Raw genomic sequence first — 18,819 nt, 5'->3', positions numbered from 1 at the left:
CTAACCCTCATCCTCGGCCGGCCGGACCTCTTCGACCGATAAGACGACGCCTTCCGCCTGGTTGGCCAGCGGCGAGCAGACGACCGAGCATTCGATCTTCCGGCCCCTCCGGTTCACGGCGATCACGCTGACCGGCTCGGTCCGCTGACCGGACGTCAGACAGCGCTGCACGACGTCGACGAGGGCGTCGGTCGGCAGGCCGAAATCGAGCTGGAAGAACGGCTGCCGCTGGACCTCGTCGCTGCGCAGCCCCCACAGTTCCTCCGCGCCGCGGTTCCAGCTGCGTACCCGGAGCTCGCGGTCGAGGACCACTACCGCCGCGGCGACACTGGCCAGTACTCCCTCGAGGAAGGTCCGCGCCTCGTCGAGTTCGGTACTGCGGATGCGGATCTCCTCGTTCATCGTCTCGAGTTCCTCGTTGCCCGACTGGAGCTCTTCGTTGGTGGTTTCGAGTTCCTCGTTGGTGGACTGGAGTTCCTCGTTGGTGGTTTCGAGTTCCTCGATGCTGGACTGGAGCTCTTCGTTGGTGGTCTCGAGTTCCTCGTTCGTGGACTGCAGCTCCTCGTAGGCGGTCTCCAGGTCCTCTCGGTTGCGCTTCACCTCCAGCTGCAGCCGGGTGAGGGTGGTGGAGTCGATGAAGGCCACCGACGATCCGACGACCATGCCGTCGTCGGCGGTCAGCGGCTGGACGATGATGTCGAGGTACTGCACGTCCTGGGCGGACAACCGGCGTTCCACGGCGTTCACCCGGACGGTGCGGCGCTCGGAGTGCGCCTGCTCGATCAGCGAGCGCAGCTCGGTCGGCCGGTAGGAGACCTCGAGGTCGCGCAGCGGCCGGCCGACGTCCTGGGAGGTGAGCCCGAACTGTGCTCTCGCCTGACTGTTGACCTGGGTGATCGACCCGTCCAGATCGAGGGCGATCATCGCGTTCGGGGCCGTCTCCATCACCAGATCGCGCAGTTGCCGGCGGCGCGCAGCGTCCCGCCGCTCGACGCCCGTCGGCGCGGTCAGCTTCAGCGGGGTCGGCTGGTGCGGCGGCTCGGAGCGGCCTGCCCGGCGCCGGAACACGCGCTGGCGCATGCTGACGACGTCGAATCGTTCACCGTCGGACAACAGCATCTCGGCCTTGCCGAGGAACAGGTAGCTCTCCGGGCGCAGGGCGAAGTGGAACCGGTCGATGATCTGCGACTGTGCCTCCACGTTGAAGTACATCAGCGTGTTGCGGCACACCAGCAGGTGCAGCCGGGAGATCGGCGCGTCCCGGGTGATGTCGTGCCGGCCGAAGATGACGCGGCGGCGCAGATCGGACCGGAAGACGAAGCGGGAACCGCTCTGCTCGAAGTACTGGTCGCGCAGGTCGCCGGGAACGGCGTCGAGGGCCTTCTCCGAGTAGGCGCCGGTCCGGGCCTCGCGCAGCGCTTCCTCGTCCACGTCGGTGCCGTAGATCTTGACGCGTCGCGCACACTCCTCGATGCCGAGCGCCTGCGCGAACATGATGGCCAGCGAGTACGCCTCCTCGCCGCTGGAGCAGCCGGCACTCCAGACCCGGATCTCCTGGTCGGAGCCCGCGTTGCTCAGCAGGTCGGGAATGATCTCGCGCTGCAGGTAGGCCCAGCTCTCGGTGTCGCGGAAGAAGCTGGTGACGTTGATCAGGATCGTGTTGAACAGGAACTCGAACTCTTCCGCGCTCGTCTCCAGCAGATCGCGGTAGTCCAGGTAGTCGCCGACTCCGACGTCGCTCATCCGCTTGCGCACCCGGCGGGCCAGCGAGGACCGTTTGTAGCCGGTGAAGTCGAAGCCGCGCGCGTCCCGGATGAACGCGAGCAACTGCTCCAGGCCGGGGTTCACGCTCTCGTCGGTGTCCTCGGCCATCACACGCTCCTCGCCTCGACCAGGGCGACGATGACGCCCGGGATCTCCTGCAGCGGCAGGACGAAGTCGACCGATCCGGTGCCGACCGCCGCCTCCGGCATTCCGCTGAACTCCGCCGACTCCGGATCCTCGACGATGACCGTGCCACCCCGTGACTTGACCGCACTCACACCCATCGCCCCGTCGCTGCCGGATCCTGTCAGGACGCAGGCTATCGCCCGCGCGCCGTAAGCCCCGGCCACGGACTCGAACAGCAGGTCGGCCGACGGCCGGACGAAGTGCACCAGTTCGCTGCTCGACAACGTGAGCTCGCCGTCGGCGCCGACGAGCAGGTGCCGGTTGGGCGGCGCGACGTACACCGTGCCCGGCCGTGCGTGCTCGCCCGCTGCGGCGAGCTTCACGGCCATCGCACTGCGTCGCCCGAGCACATCGGCGATCACGGTCTCATGGCGTGGATCGAGGTGCTGGACGATCACCACCGGTACCGACAGACTTCGGGGGAGTGCGCCGAGCACCATCCCGAGCGCCCGGATGCCGCCGGCCGACGACCCGATGGCGACGATGTCGAACCGGTCACGCTGCTCCGTCACGAGGGGCTCCGGAGGCTGGTTCATGAGCTGGTGCGAGGATGGCGAACACCTTCCGAGCCTAGCGGATTCGTCGTGTCTGCCGAGGGCTTTCGGGGTGCGTCAGGTGGGGAGAGTCCAGCGACAGCTGTCGCCGGGTTTGAGCTGCCGCGTACGCCCGAAGCAACGGACGGCGATCGCTCTGCCCGGCCCGGGATCGATCGTGACGGCGACGGCCGTGCTCGTGATCGTGACCGTCGTGCGGTGACCGTGGTAGCGCAGCACCATCTCGAGCGCTCCGAGCCTGGCCGGCCAGTGCGGGCGGAAGCGCAGGACGCCGCCGGTCGTGGTGAGTCCGGTGAAGCAGCGCTGGACGAGGTCCGCGGCTCCTGCCATCGCCGCGAGGTGGACACCCTCGGCGGTGGTGCCGGTGCGGAGTGCGTCCCCGGCGTCGCTGTGCAGGGCCTGTTCGAGGAACGCGAGGGCGCGGTCGGGGTCGAGCGTCGCGAGGCCCCAGGCGTGGACGACGGCGCTCAGCGACGAGCCGTGGCAGGTCCGAGCGAGGTAGTACTCGACGGTCTTGCGGATGATCTCGGCCCCGAGCGGGTACCCGAGCCGCTCCATCAGCGCGTAGAGGTCGCGGCGGGGGAGCAGGTACAGCAGCATCAGGACGTCGGCCTGCTTGGAGACCTGGTACGTCGTCACATCGCGCCCCTCGGCCTCGAGGATCCGGTCGAGCCGCCGGATGTCGCCGTACTGGTCCCGGTACCGCGGCCAGTCGAGTTCGGTCAGTTGTTCGTAGCCTTCGAACTGGCTGATGACGCCGTCGTGGAAGGGCACGAACATGCGGCGGGTGAGTTCGTCCCAGTGGTTGCGCTCCTCCTGCCGCAGGCCGAGTGACTCGATCAGCTCGGTGCGTCGCCAGGCCGGGAGCAGGTCCAGGGCGCGGGCGGCGACGCCGAACAGCCAGACGGCCATGACGTTGGTGTACGCGTTGTTGTCGATGCCCGGCTCCGCGCGGCCCGGGTACGCCGTGTGGAACTCGTCGGGTCCCATCACGCCCCGGATCACGTAGCGGTCGCGGCCGGCGTCGTACTCGGCGAGGGCCGCGAAGAAGCGGGCGACCTCGACGATGACCTCGGCGGCGTGATCGGACAGGAAGTCGGTGTCGCCGGTGGTCTCGACGTACTGCCACATCGAGTAGGCGACCGCCAGGCCTACGTGCCGCTGCCGGAACGACACGTCGTCGGTCCAGTGCCCGGAGAGCGGGTTGAGGTGCAGACGCTGGCTCTCCTCGCGCCCGTCGGAGGCGGACTGCCAGGGGAACATCGCGCCCTGCAGTCCGCTCTGCTGTGCCGCGAGCCGGGCCGCAGGCAGCCTCCGGGCGCGGTAGCGCAGCAACGCGCGGGTCAGTTCGGGCAGCCGGAGCGTGAGCACCGGGAAGACGAAGAGCTCGTCCCAGAAGACATGTCCGCGGTACGCCTCGCCGTGCAGCCCGCGAGCGGGTACGCCGGCGTCCGTGTCCGGGCTGTGCGGCGACACGGTCTGCAGCAGGTGGAAGATGTTCAGCCGGAGCGCGGCCAGCGTCCCGTCGTACGCCTCCTCGAGCTCCACGCTGAAGCGCCGCCACAGCTGGGACCAGGCCAGCACGTGGTGCTCCAGGAGATCACCGAGGCACGGCGCGCACCCCAGTGCGAGCTCGGTGGCCAGTTGCGGTTCGGAGATCCCGACATCGCGCGAACCGTGGAGCGCCGCGACCTTCTCGACGCCGACCGTGTCGCCCGCGCTCACCGCGACCGTGAGTTCGGCGTACGCCGAGGTGTCGTCGGTCCTGGTGATCCAGCCGTCGAGCGCCGATCCGTTCCGGGTGGCGGTGACCCGCGTGCCGACGCAGACCCGGTGTCGTGACTGGGTCGTCGCGGCCGTCACCACGAGATTGCCATCGGCAACCAGTGGCGCGACGCGGGTCAGGTGCCGCCCGGCCAGTTTGCGGTATCGCTCGACGCCGGAGTTCGTCACGTCGCCGTGCACCGCGGACCCGATCCGGAGCCGGCCGGACCAGTTCACCGCGGTGACGGCGAGCGTCTGCCCGGCGAGGTGCGGGTCGGCCATGCTGATGAAGCGGCGCTCGACGCCGTGGATCTCACGCCCGGCCGCGTCCCGCAGACGGAACCGGCGGGTCACCACGCCGCGGCGGACGTTGAGCTCCAGGTCATGGTCGAGCACCTCGGTGGTGTCCGGCGTCCACCACTCGCCGTCGTCGGCGGCAAAGGTGAGAGGCAGCCAGTCGGGAAGGTTGACCAGGCTCTCGTTCTCGACGCTGACGTCGCCGATCGTGTCGGTCAGGCGGTTGTAGTAGCCGGCCAGGTACGTCCCCGGGTAGTGGTGGTCGTCGGCAACCGACCCCGCCCACGCCCCGCGCGTCGCGAAGTACCCGTTCCCGGTGGTGCACAGGGCCTCCCGGCGGCGCTCGTCGCTCGGGTCGTAGCCGCCGAACGCGAGGATCCAGTCGGCCACAGCGTGACGCGCCGGGGGGTCTGCCGGATGCTGGGACATCAGCGGGCCACGTAACCGCCGTCGATGTACAGCTCGAGGCCGGTGACGAACGAGGCGTCGTCGCTGGCCAGGTACGCGACGCCCGCCGCGACCTCCTCCGGCCGGCCGAGGCGGCCCATCGGCGTCAGCTGCGTCATCACGTCCCAGAACGGCGTGTTCCGCGCCGTGTCCAGGATCGGGGTGTCGATGAAGCCGGGATGGATCGAGTTGACCCGGATGTTGTCGGTCGCCCAGTGCAGCGCCGCGTTCTTGGTGAGGGTCCGGACCGCGCCCTTCGCCGCGTGGTACGCCGGCGACGTACCGAAACCGCCGCTGGTGCCGAAGATCGAGCTGATGTTGATCACCGACGCGTGGCCGGACGCCTTCAGGTACGGCGCGGCGGTGCGCATCCCGAGGAAGACCCCGGTCTGGTCGACGTCGATGGTGTGCTGCCAGTCCTTGAGCGTCGTCTCCTCGATCGTCGCCAGGTCACCCATACCGGCGTTGTTGACGAGGATGTCGATCCCGCCGAACTCCGCGGCGGCGAGCTCGCAGACGGCCCGCCAGTCGGCTTCGCTCGCGACGTCGTGCCGGGCGAACCGGGCACGTGCCCCGGAGTCCCGCAGGCCTTCCGCCACGGCCTCGCCGGCCTCGACCGCGATATCGGTCAGCAGGACCGCCGCACCCTCGGCGGCGAGCCGCCACGCGGTGACCTCGCCGATACCGCTGGCCGCACCGGTCACCAGCGCGACCCGATCATCAAGCCTGCCCATGTCGTCGCTCCCCTCCGGTAGCTGCTACGGCTTCAGACTCGCAACGGTGCGGGCGGCCGGGCAGGTCCGTTGGGCCCCGAAGCCGGGGCATTGGTCCCGGCCGCGCCGCTTCGGGGCGAAGGTCCCGGGCCGGTCGGGACCTTCGGCCCTTCGACCGGCCCACCGCTCGCAGTCCACTGGAAGTGGCGAGGAGGACCCGGCGGAGCCCCGGTCCCGCGAGCGGATGACCGCAACGGACGCCGAGGCTTCGAATCACCAGGGAACCGGATCCTCCTCGTCATCGTTCCGGCCCGGTCCGACGGGCATCGAACGAGATGCCGGAGCGCGGGGTCAGGGGCGCGCTGCTCCAGCCGCCGGGCGCTGGGCGACCGTCACCTCACCGGTCGCGCGGCGCCCGCTCGGTCCCGCGGTATTGGGGGTGGGTTTCGATGGCGAACCCGGTGATTCACTTCGAGATCGGTGGTCGCGATCTCACGCGGATGACGTCCTTTTACGGCGAGCTGTTCGGCTGGAACCCGCAGCCGGCCGGACCGGAGTACGCACTGGTGCCGGCAGGTACCAGCGGTGGTCTTGGCGGGGGCCTGTTGCAGACCAGCGGCGAGATGCAGCCGTACGTGACCGTGTACGTCGCGGTCGACGACCTGCGGGCGATGCTCGACCGCGCTGCCGCGCTCGGCGCGAAGACGGTGGTCACGCCCACGATGATCCCGGGCGTCGGCGAGTTCGCGCTGTTCGCGGATCCCGACGGCAACGTGATCGGTCTGCTCCATCAGCAAGCGGAGGCCGTCGCATCATGAAACGCCGGTCCACGATCGCGGTCGGCGTGGACGGGAGCTGGGCAGGCAACGGCGCCGTCGATTGGGCGTTGCACGAGTCGGAGCTGACCGCGGCCCCGATCCGGGCGGTGCACGTGATCGACGACCGGCCGCCGCTGGGTGCGTACTTCAACTTCCCCGGCGCCGACGCCGCGGCCAGGGCTCTGGTCGGCGAGGTCTGCGCGTACCTCGATCATCACGACCGTCCGGGACTGCACACGGGCCTGGTGTTATGCGGTCCGCCGGCACATACGTTGGCGGGCGCCACCGGCGGCGACCGGATGCTCGTGGTCGGGCGGCAGGGCCGCAGCGTCCTCGGCCGGTTGCTCATCGGGTCGACGGCCGAGGCCGCGGCGCACGAATCCCGGACCGCGGTGGTCGTCGTACCGCCGAGGTGGCGGCCCGGCGACCCGCAGGCACCGGTCGTGGTCGGCGTCGACCGGCCCGACCGCTGGGCAGCGGCGGTCGACTTCGCCGCGCGGTTCGCCGCTGAACGCGATGCGTCGATCCAGCTGGTGCACGTCTGCAAGACGATCACGCACGACGAAGCTGTCGAGGACGCCCGGCGCAGGCTGGACGAGATCCTCGGCCGATGCCGCGACGAGCACCCCGGCACCACGTTCCGCCCCGAGCTCAGACGCGGTCACCCGGTCGCGGCCCTGACCGCCGCGGCGATCGAGGTGAACGCCCAGCTACTGGTCGTCGGCGGCCACCCCCACGGCCGGGTCGCATCAACCGTCCTGAGCGGAACCGCCCACGGAGTCCTGCAGCACGCACCCTGCCCAGCAGCAATCGTCCACCAGCCCGAGAGGCCGCACTGAGGAGGTGCTCGACCATCGGGCCTCGACGCGCCTCACGTACCTGGACAACCTCAAGGTCGTCCTGATCGCCGCGATCATCGCGCTGCACGCGATCCTCGGGTATGCCGGCATCGTCGAGGCGTGGACGTACTCCGAGTTGCGTGAGGTGACGCTCAACCCGGTCGTGGAGACGGTCCTGATCGTGCTTGTGGGGCCCTTCGGTTTCTTCGTGATCGCGCTGCTCTTCCTCGTGGCCGGGCTGCTGACACCGGCGTCGTACGACCGCAAGGGCGCGCGCCGGTTCGTCACCGACCGGCTGCTGCGCCTCGGCGTACCGTTCGCGGTCTACGTGTTCGTGGTGCAGCCGACGCTGGTGTACGCGGTCGCGCACCCGTTGGGCCACGCGCCAGGTTCCTACTGGGACGAGTACCTAGGGGCGGAGCGGCAGCTCGACACCGGGCCCTTGTGGTTCGTCGGGGTGCTGCTGATCTACTCGCTCGGGTACGCCGGGTGGCGCCGCGGGAGGAGAGCGCATCACGCCGTACGGCCGATAACGCTGAAGACTCTGGTGCTGACCGCGCTCGTGGTCGCTCCGGCGTCGTTCGCCATCCGGCTGGTCTACCCGTACGGCTCGGAGAGCGGGTTCTCGGACCTGAACCTGTGGGAATGGCCCGCTTGTATCGCGGTGTTCGCGCTGGGAGTCGTCGGCTGCCGGCAGGGCTGGCAGTTGGCCGTGCCGTCCGACATCTCCCACCGTTGCCGAGCGGTGACGCTGTTCGCGGTTGTCGCGATGGCGGCGCTGCTGTTCCTCGCCGGCGCGCTGGACGCGGTCGACGACGCGCTCGGAGGCCTGCACTGGCTTGCGGGAGCGTTCGCGGTCGTCGAGGCGATGCTGACCGTCTTCGGTTCAGTGTGGCTGTTGAGCGTGGCGCAGCACCGGCTGGCCCGGCAGTACCGGTGGGGACCCGCGGCGAGCCGGAGCGCCTATGCGGCCTTCGTGCTCCAGACCGTGTTTCTGGTCGCGCTCGCCGTGGCGCTGCGACCCGTCGATCTCCCTGCTGAGGCCAAGGCGCTGATCGTCGCTGTCGGCGGCATCGGCGCGTCGTTCGGCGTCGCCTGGCTCCTGGTCACGGAGGTGCCAGGCGTCGCGCGGATCCTCTGACTCGGGCCGTTGCCGTCAGAGCGTGCTGAGGCGGCTGATCTGGACGCCGATGACGCCGCGGACCGTGCCGGCGAGGACTTCCGCGAGGTGGCGTTCGCGGGGGTCGGTGGGGCCGATGACGGTGACGATGCCGTCCTGGACCTGGACCTGCCAGTCCGGGCTCTCCGGCTGGAGGAGCTCGGTCACCTCGGTCTGGATGCGGCGGTCACGGTTGGCGAGCAGGTGGATCACGTCGCTGCGGCTGATCATCCCGACCACCCTGTCGTGTTCGACGACGGGCAGGCTCTTGACCATGGTCGAGCGCATCAGGTCGATCGCCGCCTCCAGCTCCTCGTCCGGCCGCACCGTCACGACCAGGTACGTCATCACCTCGGCGACCCGGCGCGGCGGCGTCGGACCGGGGACCCGGACGACGGTGACCGGGACGCGGTCGCTGATCAGGTTCTCCTCCTCGACCAGGTCGGCCTCGCTCACGATCCCGAGCAGTGCGCCGTGCCGGTCGAGCACCGGCAGCGAGGTGATCTTCGCCTCGTCCATCAGCTGCAGCGCCGACGCGATCGGAGTCTCCGGCGCCACTGCGATGACGTCTTTGGTCATCAGCTCCCGGATCAGCATCGCCCTCACCTTCCTCATCCACCAGATCTTGCGCCCAGCGTCGCTCGCACCGCCCGGAACCAGTAGGGCGAGAGGTCCCGCCAGGCCGGGGTACGACGACCTGGTCAGCGGCCGAGGAGTCTGTCGAGCCAGCTGCCGCCGGTGCGCTCGGCCTTGGGGTGGCCGGGGCACCACTGGTCGGCGGGGACCATCGCCTTGACCTGGGCGACGTGCTGGCCGCAGCCTGCCCAGGTCGTCTTGGCGCAGGTCTTGCAGCTGACGGGTCGGCACATGGGTTCTCCTTCGGGGTGATTCGGGGATTCGGATGGGGCAGGGTGTCAGGCGTCGGGTCCGACGAGGTGCAGTCCGGCCTTCCTGGCGTTCTCGAACTGGTCGTCGACGGCGACGGGCCGGCGGCCCGTCGCGTCCAGGAAAGAGGCGGCGATGGAGGCGCGGTAGCCGGCCGCGCAGTGCACCCACACCTCGCCGGGCGGGACCTCGGCGATCCGGCCGGGCAGTTCGTGGATCGGGATGTTCACCGCGTCCTCGATCCGCGCGGCCCGGTGCTCCTCCGCGCGCCGGACGTCCAGCACGACGACGTCGCGATGGTGCCGGACCTGCTCGAGGTCGGCGAAGGTCGCCGTCGGGAACGACACCGGCACCTCGGAGGTCCAGTCCCGCGGACCTCCGGTCGCGTGCGCCGCGGGACGGTCGATGCCGATCCGGACCAGCTCCCGCTGCGCCCGGGCGACGTCGTCGGCGGTCTCGCCGAGCAGGGTCAGGGGAGTGCCCCACTCGATCAGCCAGCCGAGGTACGTCGAGAACGAGCCGTCGAGCCCGAAGTTCAGCGTGCCGGGCGCGTGCCCGGCCGCGAAGGCGGTCCGGGTCCGCAGGTCGACGACCCACTCGCCGGCTTCGATCCGGCGCCGCAGCTCCGCGGCATCCGCCCGCACGGGCAGCGACAGATCGGGCGCGTCGGGGCCGGCAGAGTTGGCGGGCGCCATGTGCACGTAGTACGCCGGCCAGGCACCGAGGCCGGCCAGCAGGTCGCGGACGTAGTCCTCTTCGTCCTGGGTCAGGGCGGGGTTGGAGCGCTTCTCCTGCCCGATGGTGGATTCGGTCGCCTCGGACTGCGTCGCGGAGCAGAACGAACCGAACCCATGGGTCGGGTAGACGCCCGTCGAGTCGGGCAGCTCGCCGGCAAGCCTGTGGGCCGACGAGTGCTGGTGGCGGACCAGCGCGTCGGTGTGCTCCGGACCGAGCAGGTCGGGACGCCCGGTCGCGCCGTACAGCAACGAGCCGCCGGTGAAGACGGCGACCGGCTCGTCGCGGTCGCTGAGCGCGTACGACAGGTGGGTGAACGTGTGCCCCGGCGTGTGGATCGCCCGCACCCGCATCCGGTCGCCGACGTCGATCGTGTCGCCGTCGCGGATCGGCGTACGGTCGAAGCCGACCCGGTCGTCGGCGTTGACCAGGTACGCCGCCCCGGTCGCCCGCGCCAGCGCGAAGCCGCCGGTGACGTAGTCGTTGTGGATGTGTGTCTCGAAGACGTGCGTCAGCCGGACACCGTCCGCGTCGAGCAGCTCGAGGACGCGGTCGAGGTCGCGCTGCGGGTCGACGACGAACGCCACCGCGCCGTCGTGAACCAGGTAGCTGCGGTCACCCAGTGACGGCGTGTCGATCACGCGAACGGTCACGCCGGACCGCGGTACGGCGTGGTGCTGGTCGGTGCCGGTGTCTCGCATCGAGGGTCCTCTCCCGGCTCGTGGAAACGTCGAACCGTATCCCCCTAGGGGGATCTCTCGTCACCGTAACATATCCCCCCGGGGGGATGTAGACTGAGCCTTCCACCCTGGGAGAAGGAGCACCGATGGAGCTCGAGACCGCCGAGATCAAACCCGTCATCGCGCGGATGAAGCGCGCCCAGGGACACCTGGGCAGCGTGATCCGGATGATGGAGGAGGGGGCGGACTGCGAGGCGGTGCTCACCCAGCTCGCCGCCGTCAACAAGGCGCTGTCCCGCGCCGGCTACGCGATCGTCGCGACCGGCCTGCAACGCTGCCTGACCGACGAGGACAGCGACGTCGACGTGGCCAAGCTGGAGAAACTCTTCCTCGCCCTCGCCTGAATGCTCTCGCCTGGCGTGCTCTGTTGCTATTGCTCGTCGACAGCGCGCCCGACGTCGTGCGACGGACGCAGGGTCAGCTCGGCGAGTCTTTCGGTGGGGACGCGTTCGATGCGGGTCCAGCCTTTCCAGCCTCGTTCCTCCAGGAGGGCCAGGACCCGTTCGGCGCCGGGGGAGACCTCGAGGATCGCGGTGTCCATCAGGGTCACCAGCTTGTCGTCGAGGCCGTATGAGCCGGCCTCTCCGGCGTGCACGGCGGCGACCATGATGCGCTCCAGGATGTCGACCACCTCGACGATCCGCGCGTCGTCCGGCGGCGAGTCGAGGGCCTCGTTGACGATCCGGTAGAGCTTCAGCATCTCGGGGTGTCGCAGCGCCTCGTGCTTCTTCGCGATCACGGCGTCGATCAGCTCGGGTACCTGGGCGGCGACCATGATCCAGGCGTCCCGCTCCATCTCGATGTACTGCTCCTTCATACCGAGCTCGCGCAGCCGGTCGAGGTAGTCGACGACGCTCTGCGGCAGGGCCAGCTGGTCGCCGGCGGCGAGTCGGGCCAGCCGTTTGCGGGTGTCCTGCAACCGCCGGACCTCGGCGCGTAGTTCCTTGTCGATCTCCTCGACGCCGCCGGAGAAGTCCTCCGGGGCGGCGTCGAGGAGCTCCTGCACCCGCGCCAGCGGTACGCCGGCGTCCGCGAGCGTGCGGATCCGGATCAGGCGGACGACGGCGGCGGCGTTGTACGTGCGGTACCCGGACCGGTCCCGGTCGGGCTCCGGCAGCAGCCCGATCTTGTGGTAGTGCCGGACCGCCCGCACCGTCACCCCGGCGTACGCCGCCAGCTGGCTGATCGTGAGCATGCGCTACAGCCTGCCTCACGCGACCTTGCGGCGATAGGCAGCCATCGCGAACGCGTACGCCACGACCAGGACGCCGACGCACCACGCCAGCGCGGTCCAGATGTCGTCGCCGACCAGCTGCCCGGCGAACAGCTGCCGGATCGTGTCGACGATCGACGTCACCGGCTGGTGCTCGGCGAACCATCGCACCGGTCCGGGCATCGTCTCCGTCGGCACGAACGCCGAGCTCACGAACGGCAGGAAGATCAGCGGGTACGCGAACGCGCCCGCACCCTCGACCGTCGACGCGGACAGCCCGGGAATCACGGCGATCCAGGTCAGCGCCAGCGTGAACAGGAACAGCATGCCGGCGACCGCGAGCCAGTCCAGCACGCCGGCGTCCGAGCGGAAGCCCATCAGCAGCGCGACCCCGACGACGACCACGAGCGAGATCAGGTTCGCGACCAGGGACGTGACGACATGCGCCCAGAGCACACCGGACCGGATGATCGGCATCGACTGGAACCGTTCGAAGATCCCGCTCTTCAGGTCCATGAAGATCCGGAACGCGGTGTAGGCGACGCCGGACGCGACCGTGATCAGCAGGATCCCGGGCAGCAGGTAGTTGACGTAGGCATCGGCCCCGGTGTCGATCGCGCCGCCGAACACGTAGACGAACATCACCATCATCGCGATCGGCGTCAGCACCGTGGTGATGATGGTGTCCAGGCTGCGGGTGATGTGGCGCAGCGTCCGGCCGGCGAGCGCGCCGACGTCGGTGAAGAAATAGGTGCTCATCGCTGGGCCTCGTTGCTGGTGATGGCGAGGAAGACTTCCTCGAGGGTTGGCTGCTTCTCGACGTACTCGACCTTGGCGGGCGGCAGGAGCTGCTTCAGCTCGCGGAGGGTGCCGTCGACGATGATCCGGCCCTGGTGCAGGATCGCGATCCGGTCGGCGAGCTGTTCGGCCTCTTCGAGGTACTGCGTGGTGAGCAGCACCGTCGTCCCGTGGCCGGCCAGCTCCTTGACCGTGTTCCAGACCTCGATCCGCGCCTCCGGATCGAGTCCGGCGGTCGGCTCGTCGAGGAAGATCACCGGTACGTCGCCGATCAGGCTCATCGCGATGTCCAGCCGGCGGCGCATCCCGCCCGAGTACGTCGCCACGCGCTGCGCGGCCGCATCGGTGAGCGCGAAGCGGCGGAGCAACTCGTCGGCGACCGCGCCGGGGTCCGGGACGTGCCGCAGCTTCGCGACCAGGACGAGATTCTCCCGGCCGGTGAGGATCTCGTCGACGGCCGCGAACTGCCCGGTGAGGCTGATCGATCGGCGGACGTCGGCCGCCTGTGTGGCGACGTCGAACCCGTTGACGACGGCCGTGCCCGCGTCGGCCGTGAGGAGGGTCGAGAGGATCCTGATCGTGGTGGTCTTGCCTGCCCCGTTGGAGCCGAGCAGGGCGAAGATGCTGCCGGGCGCTACGTCGAGATCCACGCCGCGAAGCACCGGTTTCTGTCCGTACGACTTCTGCAGACCCTGCACGTGGATCGCAGGATCGACGGTCGATGTCACTGTCATACCGGCAGCGTGCAGGGTTGACCCTGCGTCAAGGTCAAGCCGCCGCGACCGGGCTGTTATTCGATTGACGGTGCCGGTGACGGGCTGGTCTGCTGTCAGGACGTGCGCCGGACCGGCCGGCGCGGACCGGAAGGAGGAAGGCCATGTCTGTCCTGTCCCGTAGCTTTGCTCTGAAAGGTCTTTCGGTTTGGTATTCGCACGTTCGTTCAGCTGTGAACATTGCGGCGTAGAGGTCTCCCTCGACGCCCCCGGAACCACCCATCGCAATCACTGCCCGAGCTGTCTGTGGTCGCGGCACCTCGACCGCAACGTGCCGGGCGATCGCAAGGCGGACTGTGCCGGCGGCATGGAGCCGATCGCGGTCACGGTCCGCGGCGAGGGCCGCTGGGTCCTCGTCCACCGGTGCACCAACTGCGGCCGGCTCCGGCTCAACAAGACCGCCGGTGACGACAACGTCCTGCTGCTGATGCGGCTCGCGGCGCTCCCGCTGACCATGCCGTTCGTCCCGTTCGCCGCCGAACCCGGCGCCAACGGGACCATCAACGGCAACGGAAGCGGCAACGGCAACGGTTCGCATCCGGCCGGTCGCAAGCCGAGAGCGCGCAAGGCCAAGGCGGCCGTGCAGCCCGACGCGACGTGATGCGGGCGGGTCTGGGCGATTCCGGTCGCCCAGACCCGCTGCTTTACTGAGGATGTGCGTCCGTCGGGTGCGGCCGCGGTGCTGGTGGCCGCGGTCCTTGGACTGACCTCGTGTACGTCTTCCCGGCCGCACGAGACGGCGTCCATCGAGTGGGGGGACTGCGCGGGCGTCACCGACGTACACGCAGCGAATCTGCCTGCGCAGCGGTCTGCCCGGCTCGAATTCCGCTGCGGCGCGGTGGACGTCGACCTCGATCCCGCCCACCCGGAGGCCGGAACGCTCGCGGTCCAGCTCATCCGGGTCCACCAGTCGGGCGGTGCCGAGAAGGAGCCGCTGCTGCTGATCGCCGGCGGTCCCGGTCAGTCCGGGGTGGAGTACGCCGTGGTCGCGGCCGGGCTGCTACCGGAGGCGCTGCTGGATCGGTTCGACCTGATCGGCTTCGATCCCCGCGGCGTCGGCCATTCGCAGCAGATCCGGTGTGGGCACAAGGATTCGGACCCGCCCGGGTTACCGGATCTCCTGACTCCCGCGGGTTACAGCCGAGCCGCGGACACGATGCGCGCGAGGACCGCCGAATGCGCGACGGCACTGGGGTCCAAGGCGGCGCTGTTCAGCACGACCGCGACCGCGGTCGACATCGACCGCATTCGCTCGGCGCTCGACCGGCCGGCGTTGACGTACCTGGGCTGGTCCTACGGAGCCAAGCTCGGCGCGGAGTACGCCCGCCTGTACCCGGACAAGGTGCGCGCGGCCGTACTCGATGCCCCGAGCAACCCACGGACGACCTGGATCCAGACCGTCGAGCGTCAGGTCGCGGGCTTCGAGGACGCCTTCGACGAGTTCGCCGCCTGGTGCGCGACGCAGGAAAGGTGCAGTGCCCTCGGCGCCACCCGCGGCTTCGTCACCGGCCTGGTCCGCAGGGCGGAGAAGTCGCCCATCCCGAGCGGGAGGCCGGGCGACGACGAACCGACGTACGGCACCGATGTGCTCGACGCGGTGGTCGGCGCGCTGTACGACGACGCGCGCTGGCCGGATCTCGCCGACGGGCTGGCAGAGGCCACGGCCGGCGACTCGGGCACGCTGCGGGACCTGGCCGACGCGGCCCGCAGCGGGGATGATGCCGCGGACGCGCAGCTCGTGATCAACTGCAACGACAGCGCGCCCGGGCCGACCGAGACCGAGATCAAGGCGGCCGGCGCGCGCTTCGCCCAGCGGTACCCGCTGTTCGGGGTGTGGCTGTCATGGTTCTTGTTCGGGTGCACGTTCTGGGAGCCGGACCGGCACACCCTGCAGCCGCCGGTCGCAGCCACCGAACACCCGATCCTCGTGATCGGCACCCGTCACGACCCGGCCACGCCGTACAGCGGAGCGGTGGACATGGCGGCCAGCCTGGGTACTGCGCAACTGCTGACCTGGGAAGGCCAGGGCCACGGTGCTGTCGGGCGCAACGAGTGCATCACCCGGCTCGTCACCGATTACCTGGCCTCCCTGGCGGTCCCGTCCCGCAATACCCGCTGCCCGGCCTGACCGGGATCAGGTGGTGAGCAGGGTGGCGAGACTCGTGCGGGCCCGGGCCACCCGGGATCGGACGGTACCGACCGGGCAGCCGAGGTGGGCGGCGGTCTGGGCGTACGGGACGCCGGCGAGCTGGGTGAGGACGAAGACCTCGCGGCGGTCGCCGGGGATCTTGTCGAGCAGCTCGGTCAGCGCGATGCCGTCGTCGAAGCCCGGGAGGTCCCGCGGCTGGGTCTGCTCGGCGGCGAGCTGCCAGTCGTACCGGGAGATCCGCGGCCGGGCGGCCTTGCGGCGCAGGTCGTCGGCGACGGTCCGCCGGGCGATGGACAGCAACCACGTCCGCGCCGACGAGCGTCCCTCGAAGCGGTGCAGACTCTGCAACGCCCGCAGGAACGTCTCCTGGGTGAGGTCGTCGGCCGCGTGCGGGTCGGCGCTCAGGTGTGCGACGTAGCGGCGGACGTCGCGGTGCAGCGCGCGGATGAAGTTGTCGAGGGCAACGAGGTCGCCGTCGCGGGCCGCGAGGGCCAGTTCGGTCGAGGTTTCGTCGAGCAAGGCAGAAGCCATGGCTTGAGTCCTTCGGGAGTCCAGGATCCGGCGGCGCGCGGCATCGCGCGTCGCCGGTGAGCGGAGGGCCGGGCAGTACCTGCCCGGATGGGTCGTGCTGTCAGAAGGCAGCGGTTCCGCGGGGTGGACCTCTCGAAGTGATGGCATGACCGAGCAGCAGGTCGGTGTACGGCGTGGGGGAGTGGACGGCCTGGATCCGCGGCCGGTGCGCGGTGATCTGTGGTGACGCGAGCAGGCGCAACGGCAGCAGGACCAGGCCGGCGACGGATCGCAGGACGGCGAACGCGGCCCGCTCGCCGTACGCGAGCCACAGGCCGCACAGGAACGCCGCGAGCAGGTGGGCCGCGAGCATGCCGAGCGACGACGTCCCCGTCATGTGGCCCGTCATGTGGCCCGTCGTGTCGCCTGGCATGTGGTCGTGCAGCGCGGGCGGTGCGGCCATCGACTGCGCCAGGGTGAACACGGTGTGCAGCGCGGCCTGGGCGACCAGCGTGGCAAGGACGACGAACGGTACGTCGCGTTCGCCGTCGGCCACGATCCACGCGGCGGTCCCGATCGACGCCGCGCCCGCGACCATTGCCCACCACGGGACCGGCGTACCGGACATCACGACGTGACCGAGGGCGGCGAGCAGCACGCAGGTGGCCGCGAACATCGCGGCCCGTGCGGCTCGGAACCCCAGGCTCTCCTGCATGGCGCACCCATCGTCGCATCCCGTCCAACCGTGTGTCCCACGCCACATGCGACGGAAGGAACCGGGCGGACCGGCGATCCGACTCCTGTTCCGGACCGTGCGGAGAAGGAGTGGACGTGAGCGCAGTACAGGAGCTGGAGGCCCCGGCGAAACGGACCGGCGGCAGCCCGCGGGGGACCGGGCTGTTCAGGGCGTTCTGGCGGTGGCACTTCTACGCGAGCTTCCTGGTCATCCCGGTCCTGCTGGTCCTGGCCGCGACCGGGTTGATCTACCTCTTCCGGTTCCAGCTCGAGCCGATGCTGCACGCCGACCTGATGAAGGTCGACCAGCCGGCCGGTCTGGTCGCGCAGCCGTACGAGACCCAGCTGGACGAAGTACGACGCGCCTTCCCCGACGCGACCGTGGTGTCGATGACCGAGCCGTCCGCGCCGAATCGCTCGACGGTTTTCTCCGTCGACACCGCCGCCGGCTCGCGGGACGTGTTCGTCGACCCGTACGAGGGCAAGGTGCTGGGCTCGCTCGACCCGGACCGCACGTTGTCCGGCGCCGCCATCCTGCTGCACGGCGAACTGATGGCCGGCCGGTGGGGAGACTCCGTGATCGAGATCGCCGCCTGCTGGGCGATCGTGATGGCGTTGACCGGCTACTACCTTTTCGTTCGCGGCAGGGTCGCGCGAGCGCGTCGGCGAGCGGCTGGTGCGGCCGGCGCGGTCCTGCGGTCGCGGCACGGCCGGACGGGAGCGGTTCTCGGTCTCGGGCTGTTGTTCCTGGTCGTGTCCGGCCTGCCGTGGACCGGGTTCTGGGGCGCGAAGACCCAGCAGCTCGCGACTCATCAGGGGACGTCGTTCTGGGCCGAGGACCCGGGCGCGCTGTCGAACCCGACGTCGACGCTGGACGAGTCGCTGCCGCACAGTCACTCGGTGCCGTGGGCGCTCGGCAAGTCCGAAGTGCCCCGCTCGGACCCGGCCAACCGGAACCGTTCCGTGGCCACGGTCGACACCGCGATCGCGGTCGGCGAACGCAACGGGCTGCGACGCCCGATGACGATCGCGCTGCCGAGCGGCGACGAGGGCGTGTTCTCGGCGATCGGCTACGCGTTCAGCGACCCCGGCAAGGAACGCACGCTGCACGTCGACCGGTACGGCGGGGGCGTGGTGTCGACGTACGGCTACCGCGACTACCCGGCGCTGGCGAAGGTCGTTGCCCAAGGCATCGCTCTGCACGAAGGCCGGCGACTGGGCGTCGTCAACTTCTGGCTGACCACAGCCTTCTGCCTCGGCGTGATGTTCATGTGCGTCACCGGCCCGCTGATGTGGTGGCGCCGCCGCCCGAAAGGCAAAACACTCGGCGCACCCCGCGGCCGCCTCCCCCTCCGCGCAACCCCGGGCCTGGCGGTCCTCGTCGCCGCCCTCGCACTCTTCCTCCCACTCTTCGGCATGACATTGCTGGCCGCCCTGCTCCTCGACCAACTACTTCTCCGCAAGCTCCCGGCCCTGCGGTCCTGGTTCAACGTCCCCGACCCGTCACCACGAGCCTGACGCCACCCACCCCAGACAGCCCCACGCGTGCTACGCGGCCGCTCCTTCGTCGCTACGCTCCTCAACGCGCCCGCTACGCGCGCTCCCACCCACCCCAGACAGCCCCACGCGTGCTACGCGGCCGCTCCTTCGTCGCTACGCTCCTCAACGCGCCCGCTACGCGCGCTCCCACCCACCCCCGGCTACCGCCGGACCATCCACTTCCAGCTTCCGCCGGGGGTT

Annotated in this window: 19 protein-coding genes; 7 read left to right on the top strand and 12 right to left on the bottom strand. The window is 70.1% G+C overall.

The window, feature by feature from the left end; translation table 11 throughout:
* From ABZW60_RS27610 to ABZW60_RS27595, 4 genes are all read right to left on the bottom strand, one after another.
* Complete coding sequence (locus tag ABZW60_RS27610) at positions 1-1,872, bottom strand: CheR family methyltransferase (protein WP_355481556.1); 1,872 nt, start codon at positions 1,870-1,872, stop codon at positions 1-3.
* Complete coding sequence (locus ABZW60_RS27605; protein ID WP_355481554.1) at positions 1,872-2,462, bottom strand: chemotaxis protein CheB; 591 nt, start codon at positions 2,460-2,462, stop codon at positions 1,872-1,874. The genes ABZW60_RS27610 and ABZW60_RS27605 overlap by 1 nt, the downstream gene beginning before the upstream one ends.
* Before the next feature lie 99 nt (positions 2,463-2,561).
* Entirely contained in the window at positions 2,562-4,955 is a 2,394-nt protein-coding gene (locus ABZW60_RS27600) for a glycosyl hydrolase family 65 protein (protein WP_355481553.1), read from the bottom strand.
* Between the two features lie 38 nt (positions 4,956-4,993).
* Positions 4,994-5,746, bottom strand: coding sequence for a glucose 1-dehydrogenase (locus ABZW60_RS27595; RefSeq protein WP_355481552.1), 753 nt, complete (start codon positions 5,744-5,746; stop codon positions 4,994-4,996).
* Between the two features lie 428 nt (positions 5,747-6,174).
* On the opposite strand from ABZW60_RS27595, the gene ABZW60_RS27590 reads away from it, so the two are divergent.
* The 3 genes from ABZW60_RS27590 to ABZW60_RS27580 are packed head-to-tail and all read left to right on the top strand — an operon-like array spanning position 6,175 to position 8,523.
* The gene (locus ABZW60_RS27590; RefSeq protein WP_355481550.1) at positions 6,175-6,543 is read left to right on the top strand and encodes a VOC family protein; all 369 of its coding nucleotides are present in this window, start codon (positions 6,175-6,177) and stop codon (positions 6,541-6,543) included.
* On the top strand, positions 6,540-7,382 hold the full coding sequence (locus ABZW60_RS27585) for a universal stress protein (protein WP_355481549.1): 843 nt from the start codon (positions 6,540-6,542) through the stop codon (positions 7,380-7,382). The genes ABZW60_RS27590 and ABZW60_RS27585 overlap by 4 nt, the downstream gene beginning before the upstream one ends.
* Before the next feature lie 4 nt (positions 7,383-7,386).
* Positions 7,387-8,523, top strand: coding sequence for an acyltransferase (locus tag ABZW60_RS27580; RefSeq protein ID WP_355481548.1), 1,137 nt, complete (start codon positions 7,387-7,389; stop codon positions 8,521-8,523).
* A 15-nt stretch (positions 8,524-8,538) separates the two neighbouring features.
* Here the strand turns inward: ABZW60_RS27580 and ABZW60_RS27575 are convergent, their stop codons facing one another.
* From ABZW60_RS27575 to ABZW60_RS27565, 3 genes are all read right to left on the bottom strand, one after another.
* Positions 8,539-9,156 carry a CBS domain-containing protein gene (locus ABZW60_RS27575; RefSeq protein ID WP_355481546.1) on the bottom strand — a complete coding sequence of 206 codons (618 nt, stop codon included), beginning with the start codon at positions 9,154-9,156 and terminating at the stop codon, positions 8,539-8,541.
* Positions 9,157-9,242: 86 nt separating this feature from the next.
* Entirely contained in the window at positions 9,243-9,410 is a 168-nt protein-coding gene (locus ABZW60_RS27570; RefSeq protein WP_355481544.1) for a hypothetical protein, read from the bottom strand.
* A gap of 45 nt (positions 9,411-9,455) precedes the next feature.
* On the bottom strand, positions 9,456-10,862 hold the full coding sequence (locus ABZW60_RS27565) for an MBL fold metallo-hydrolase (RefSeq protein WP_355481542.1): 1,407 nt from the start codon (positions 10,860-10,862) through the stop codon (positions 9,456-9,458).
* 125 nt (positions 10,863-10,987) lie between these two features.
* On the opposite strand from ABZW60_RS27565, the gene ABZW60_RS27560 reads away from it, so the two are divergent.
* On the top strand, positions 10,988-11,245 hold the full coding sequence (locus tag ABZW60_RS27560; protein ID WP_355481540.1) for a metal-sensitive transcriptional regulator: 258 nt from the start codon (positions 10,988-10,990) through the stop codon (positions 11,243-11,245).
* Positions 11,246-11,271: 26 nt separating this feature from the next.
* On the opposite strand, the gene ABZW60_RS27555 is transcribed toward ABZW60_RS27560, so the two are convergent.
* From ABZW60_RS27555 to ABZW60_RS27545, 3 genes are read right to left on the bottom strand one after another with little or no spacing between them, the layout of a single operon-like run.
* On the bottom strand, positions 11,272-12,096 hold the full coding sequence (locus tag ABZW60_RS27555) for a MerR family transcriptional regulator (RefSeq protein WP_355481538.1): 825 nt from the start codon (positions 12,094-12,096) through the stop codon (positions 11,272-11,274).
* A 15-nt stretch (positions 12,097-12,111) separates the two neighbouring features.
* Entirely contained in the window at positions 12,112-12,873 is a 762-nt protein-coding gene (locus tag ABZW60_RS27550; RefSeq protein ID WP_355481537.1) for an ABC transporter permease, read from the bottom strand.
* Positions 12,870-13,646, bottom strand: a complete 777-nt coding sequence (locus ABZW60_RS27545) for an ATP-binding cassette domain-containing protein (RefSeq protein WP_355481535.1) — start codon at positions 13,644-13,646, stop codon at positions 12,870-12,872. Before ABZW60_RS27545 ends, ABZW60_RS27550 begins: the two co-directional genes overlap by 4 nt.
* Before the next feature lie 187 nt (positions 13,647-13,833).
* Here ABZW60_RS27545 and ABZW60_RS27540 point away from each other — a divergent pair, with 187 nt between their 5' ends.
* Both ABZW60_RS27540 and ABZW60_RS27535 read left to right on the top strand, forming a co-directional pair.
* On the top strand, positions 13,834-14,286 hold the full coding sequence (locus ABZW60_RS27540; protein ID WP_355481533.1) for an RNHCP domain-containing protein: 453 nt from the start codon (positions 13,834-13,836) through the stop codon (positions 14,284-14,286).
* Positions 14,287-14,340: 54 nt separating this feature from the next.
* The gene (locus tag ABZW60_RS27535; protein WP_355481531.1) at positions 14,341-15,813 is read left to right on the top strand and encodes an alpha/beta hydrolase; all 1,473 of its coding nucleotides are present in this window, start codon (positions 14,341-14,343) and stop codon (positions 15,811-15,813) included.
* Positions 15,814-15,819: 6 nt separating this feature from the next.
* On the opposite strand, the gene ABZW60_RS27530 is transcribed toward ABZW60_RS27535, so the two are convergent.
* Together ABZW60_RS27530 and ABZW60_RS27525 are read right to left on the bottom strand one after the other, a co-directional pair.
* Positions 15,820-16,365: a sigma-70 family RNA polymerase sigma factor gene (locus ABZW60_RS27530; protein ID WP_355481528.1), complete on the bottom strand. Its 546-nt coding sequence runs from the start codon at positions 16,363-16,365 to the stop codon at positions 15,820-15,822.
* 100 nt (positions 16,366-16,465) lie between these two features.
* Positions 16,466-17,059 (bottom strand): hypothetical protein, encoded by a 594-nt coding sequence (locus tag ABZW60_RS27525; protein WP_355481526.1) that lies wholly within the window; start codon positions 17,057-17,059, stop codon positions 16,466-16,468.
* A gap of 116 nt (positions 17,060-17,175) precedes the next feature.
* On the opposite strand from ABZW60_RS27525, the gene ABZW60_RS27520 reads away from it, so the two are divergent.
* The gene (locus tag ABZW60_RS27520; RefSeq protein ID WP_355481524.1) at positions 17,176-18,597 is read left to right on the top strand and encodes a PepSY domain-containing protein; all 1,422 of its coding nucleotides are present in this window, start codon (positions 17,176-17,178) and stop codon (positions 18,595-18,597) included.
* The last annotated feature ends 222 nt before the right edge of the window (positions 18,598-18,819 follow it).

It is taken from the genome of Kribbella sp. NPDC003557, assembly GCF_040610805.1.
Lineage (GTDB): Bacteria > Actinomycetota > Actinomycetes > Propionibacteriales > Kribbellaceae > Kribbella.
This window is presented reverse-complemented; position numbering and strand designations above follow the sequence as displayed.

Bases quoted from the DNA above. Each gene is read 5' to 3' on its own strand.
- ABZW60_RS27555 (WP_355481538.1), bottom strand. From the start codon at position 12,096: ATGCTCACGATCAGCCAGCTGGCGGCGTACGCCGGGGTGACGGTGCGG.
- ABZW60_RS27610 (WP_355481556.1), bottom strand. From the start codon at position 1,872: ATGGCCGAGGACACCGACGAGAGCGTGAACCCCGGCCTGGAGCAGTTG.
- ABZW60_RS27570 (WP_355481544.1), bottom strand. From the start codon at position 9,410: ATGTGCCGACCCGTCAGCTGCAAGACCTGCGCCAAGACGACCTGGGCA.
- ABZW60_RS27530 (WP_355481528.1), bottom strand. From the start codon at position 16,365: ATGGCTTCTGCCTTGCTCGACGAAACCTCGACCGAACTGGCCCTCGCG.
- ABZW60_RS27575 (WP_355481546.1), bottom strand. From the start codon at position 9,156: ATGAGGAAGGTGAGGGCGATGCTGATCCGGGAGCTGATGACCAAAGAC.
- ABZW60_RS27550 (WP_355481537.1), bottom strand. From the start codon at position 12,873: ATGAGCACCTATTTCTTCACCGACGTCGGCGCGCTCGCCGGCCGGACG.
- ABZW60_RS27590 (WP_355481550.1), top strand. From the start codon at position 6,175: ATGGCGAACCCGGTGATTCACTTCGAGATCGGTGGTCGCGATCTCACG.
- ABZW60_RS27565 (WP_355481542.1), bottom strand. From the start codon at position 10,862: ATGCGAGACACCGGCACCGACCAGCACCACGCCGTACCGCGGTCCGGC.
- ABZW60_RS27525 (WP_355481526.1), bottom strand. From the start codon at position 17,059: ATGCAGGAGAGCCTGGGGTTCCGAGCCGCACGGGCCGCGATGTTCGCG.
- ABZW60_RS27545 (WP_355481535.1), bottom strand. From the start codon at position 13,646: ATGACAGTGACATCGACCGTCGATCCTGCGATCCACGTGCAGGGTCTG.
- ABZW60_RS27585 (WP_355481549.1), top strand. From the start codon at position 6,540: ATGAAACGCCGGTCCACGATCGCGGTCGGCGTGGACGGGAGCTGGGCA.
- ABZW60_RS27560 (WP_355481540.1), top strand. From the start codon at position 10,988: ATGGAGCTCGAGACCGCCGAGATCAAACCCGTCATCGCGCGGATGAAG.
- ABZW60_RS27595 (WP_355481552.1), bottom strand. From the start codon at position 5,746: ATGGGCAGGCTTGATGATCGGGTCGCGCTGGTGACCGGTGCGGCCAGC.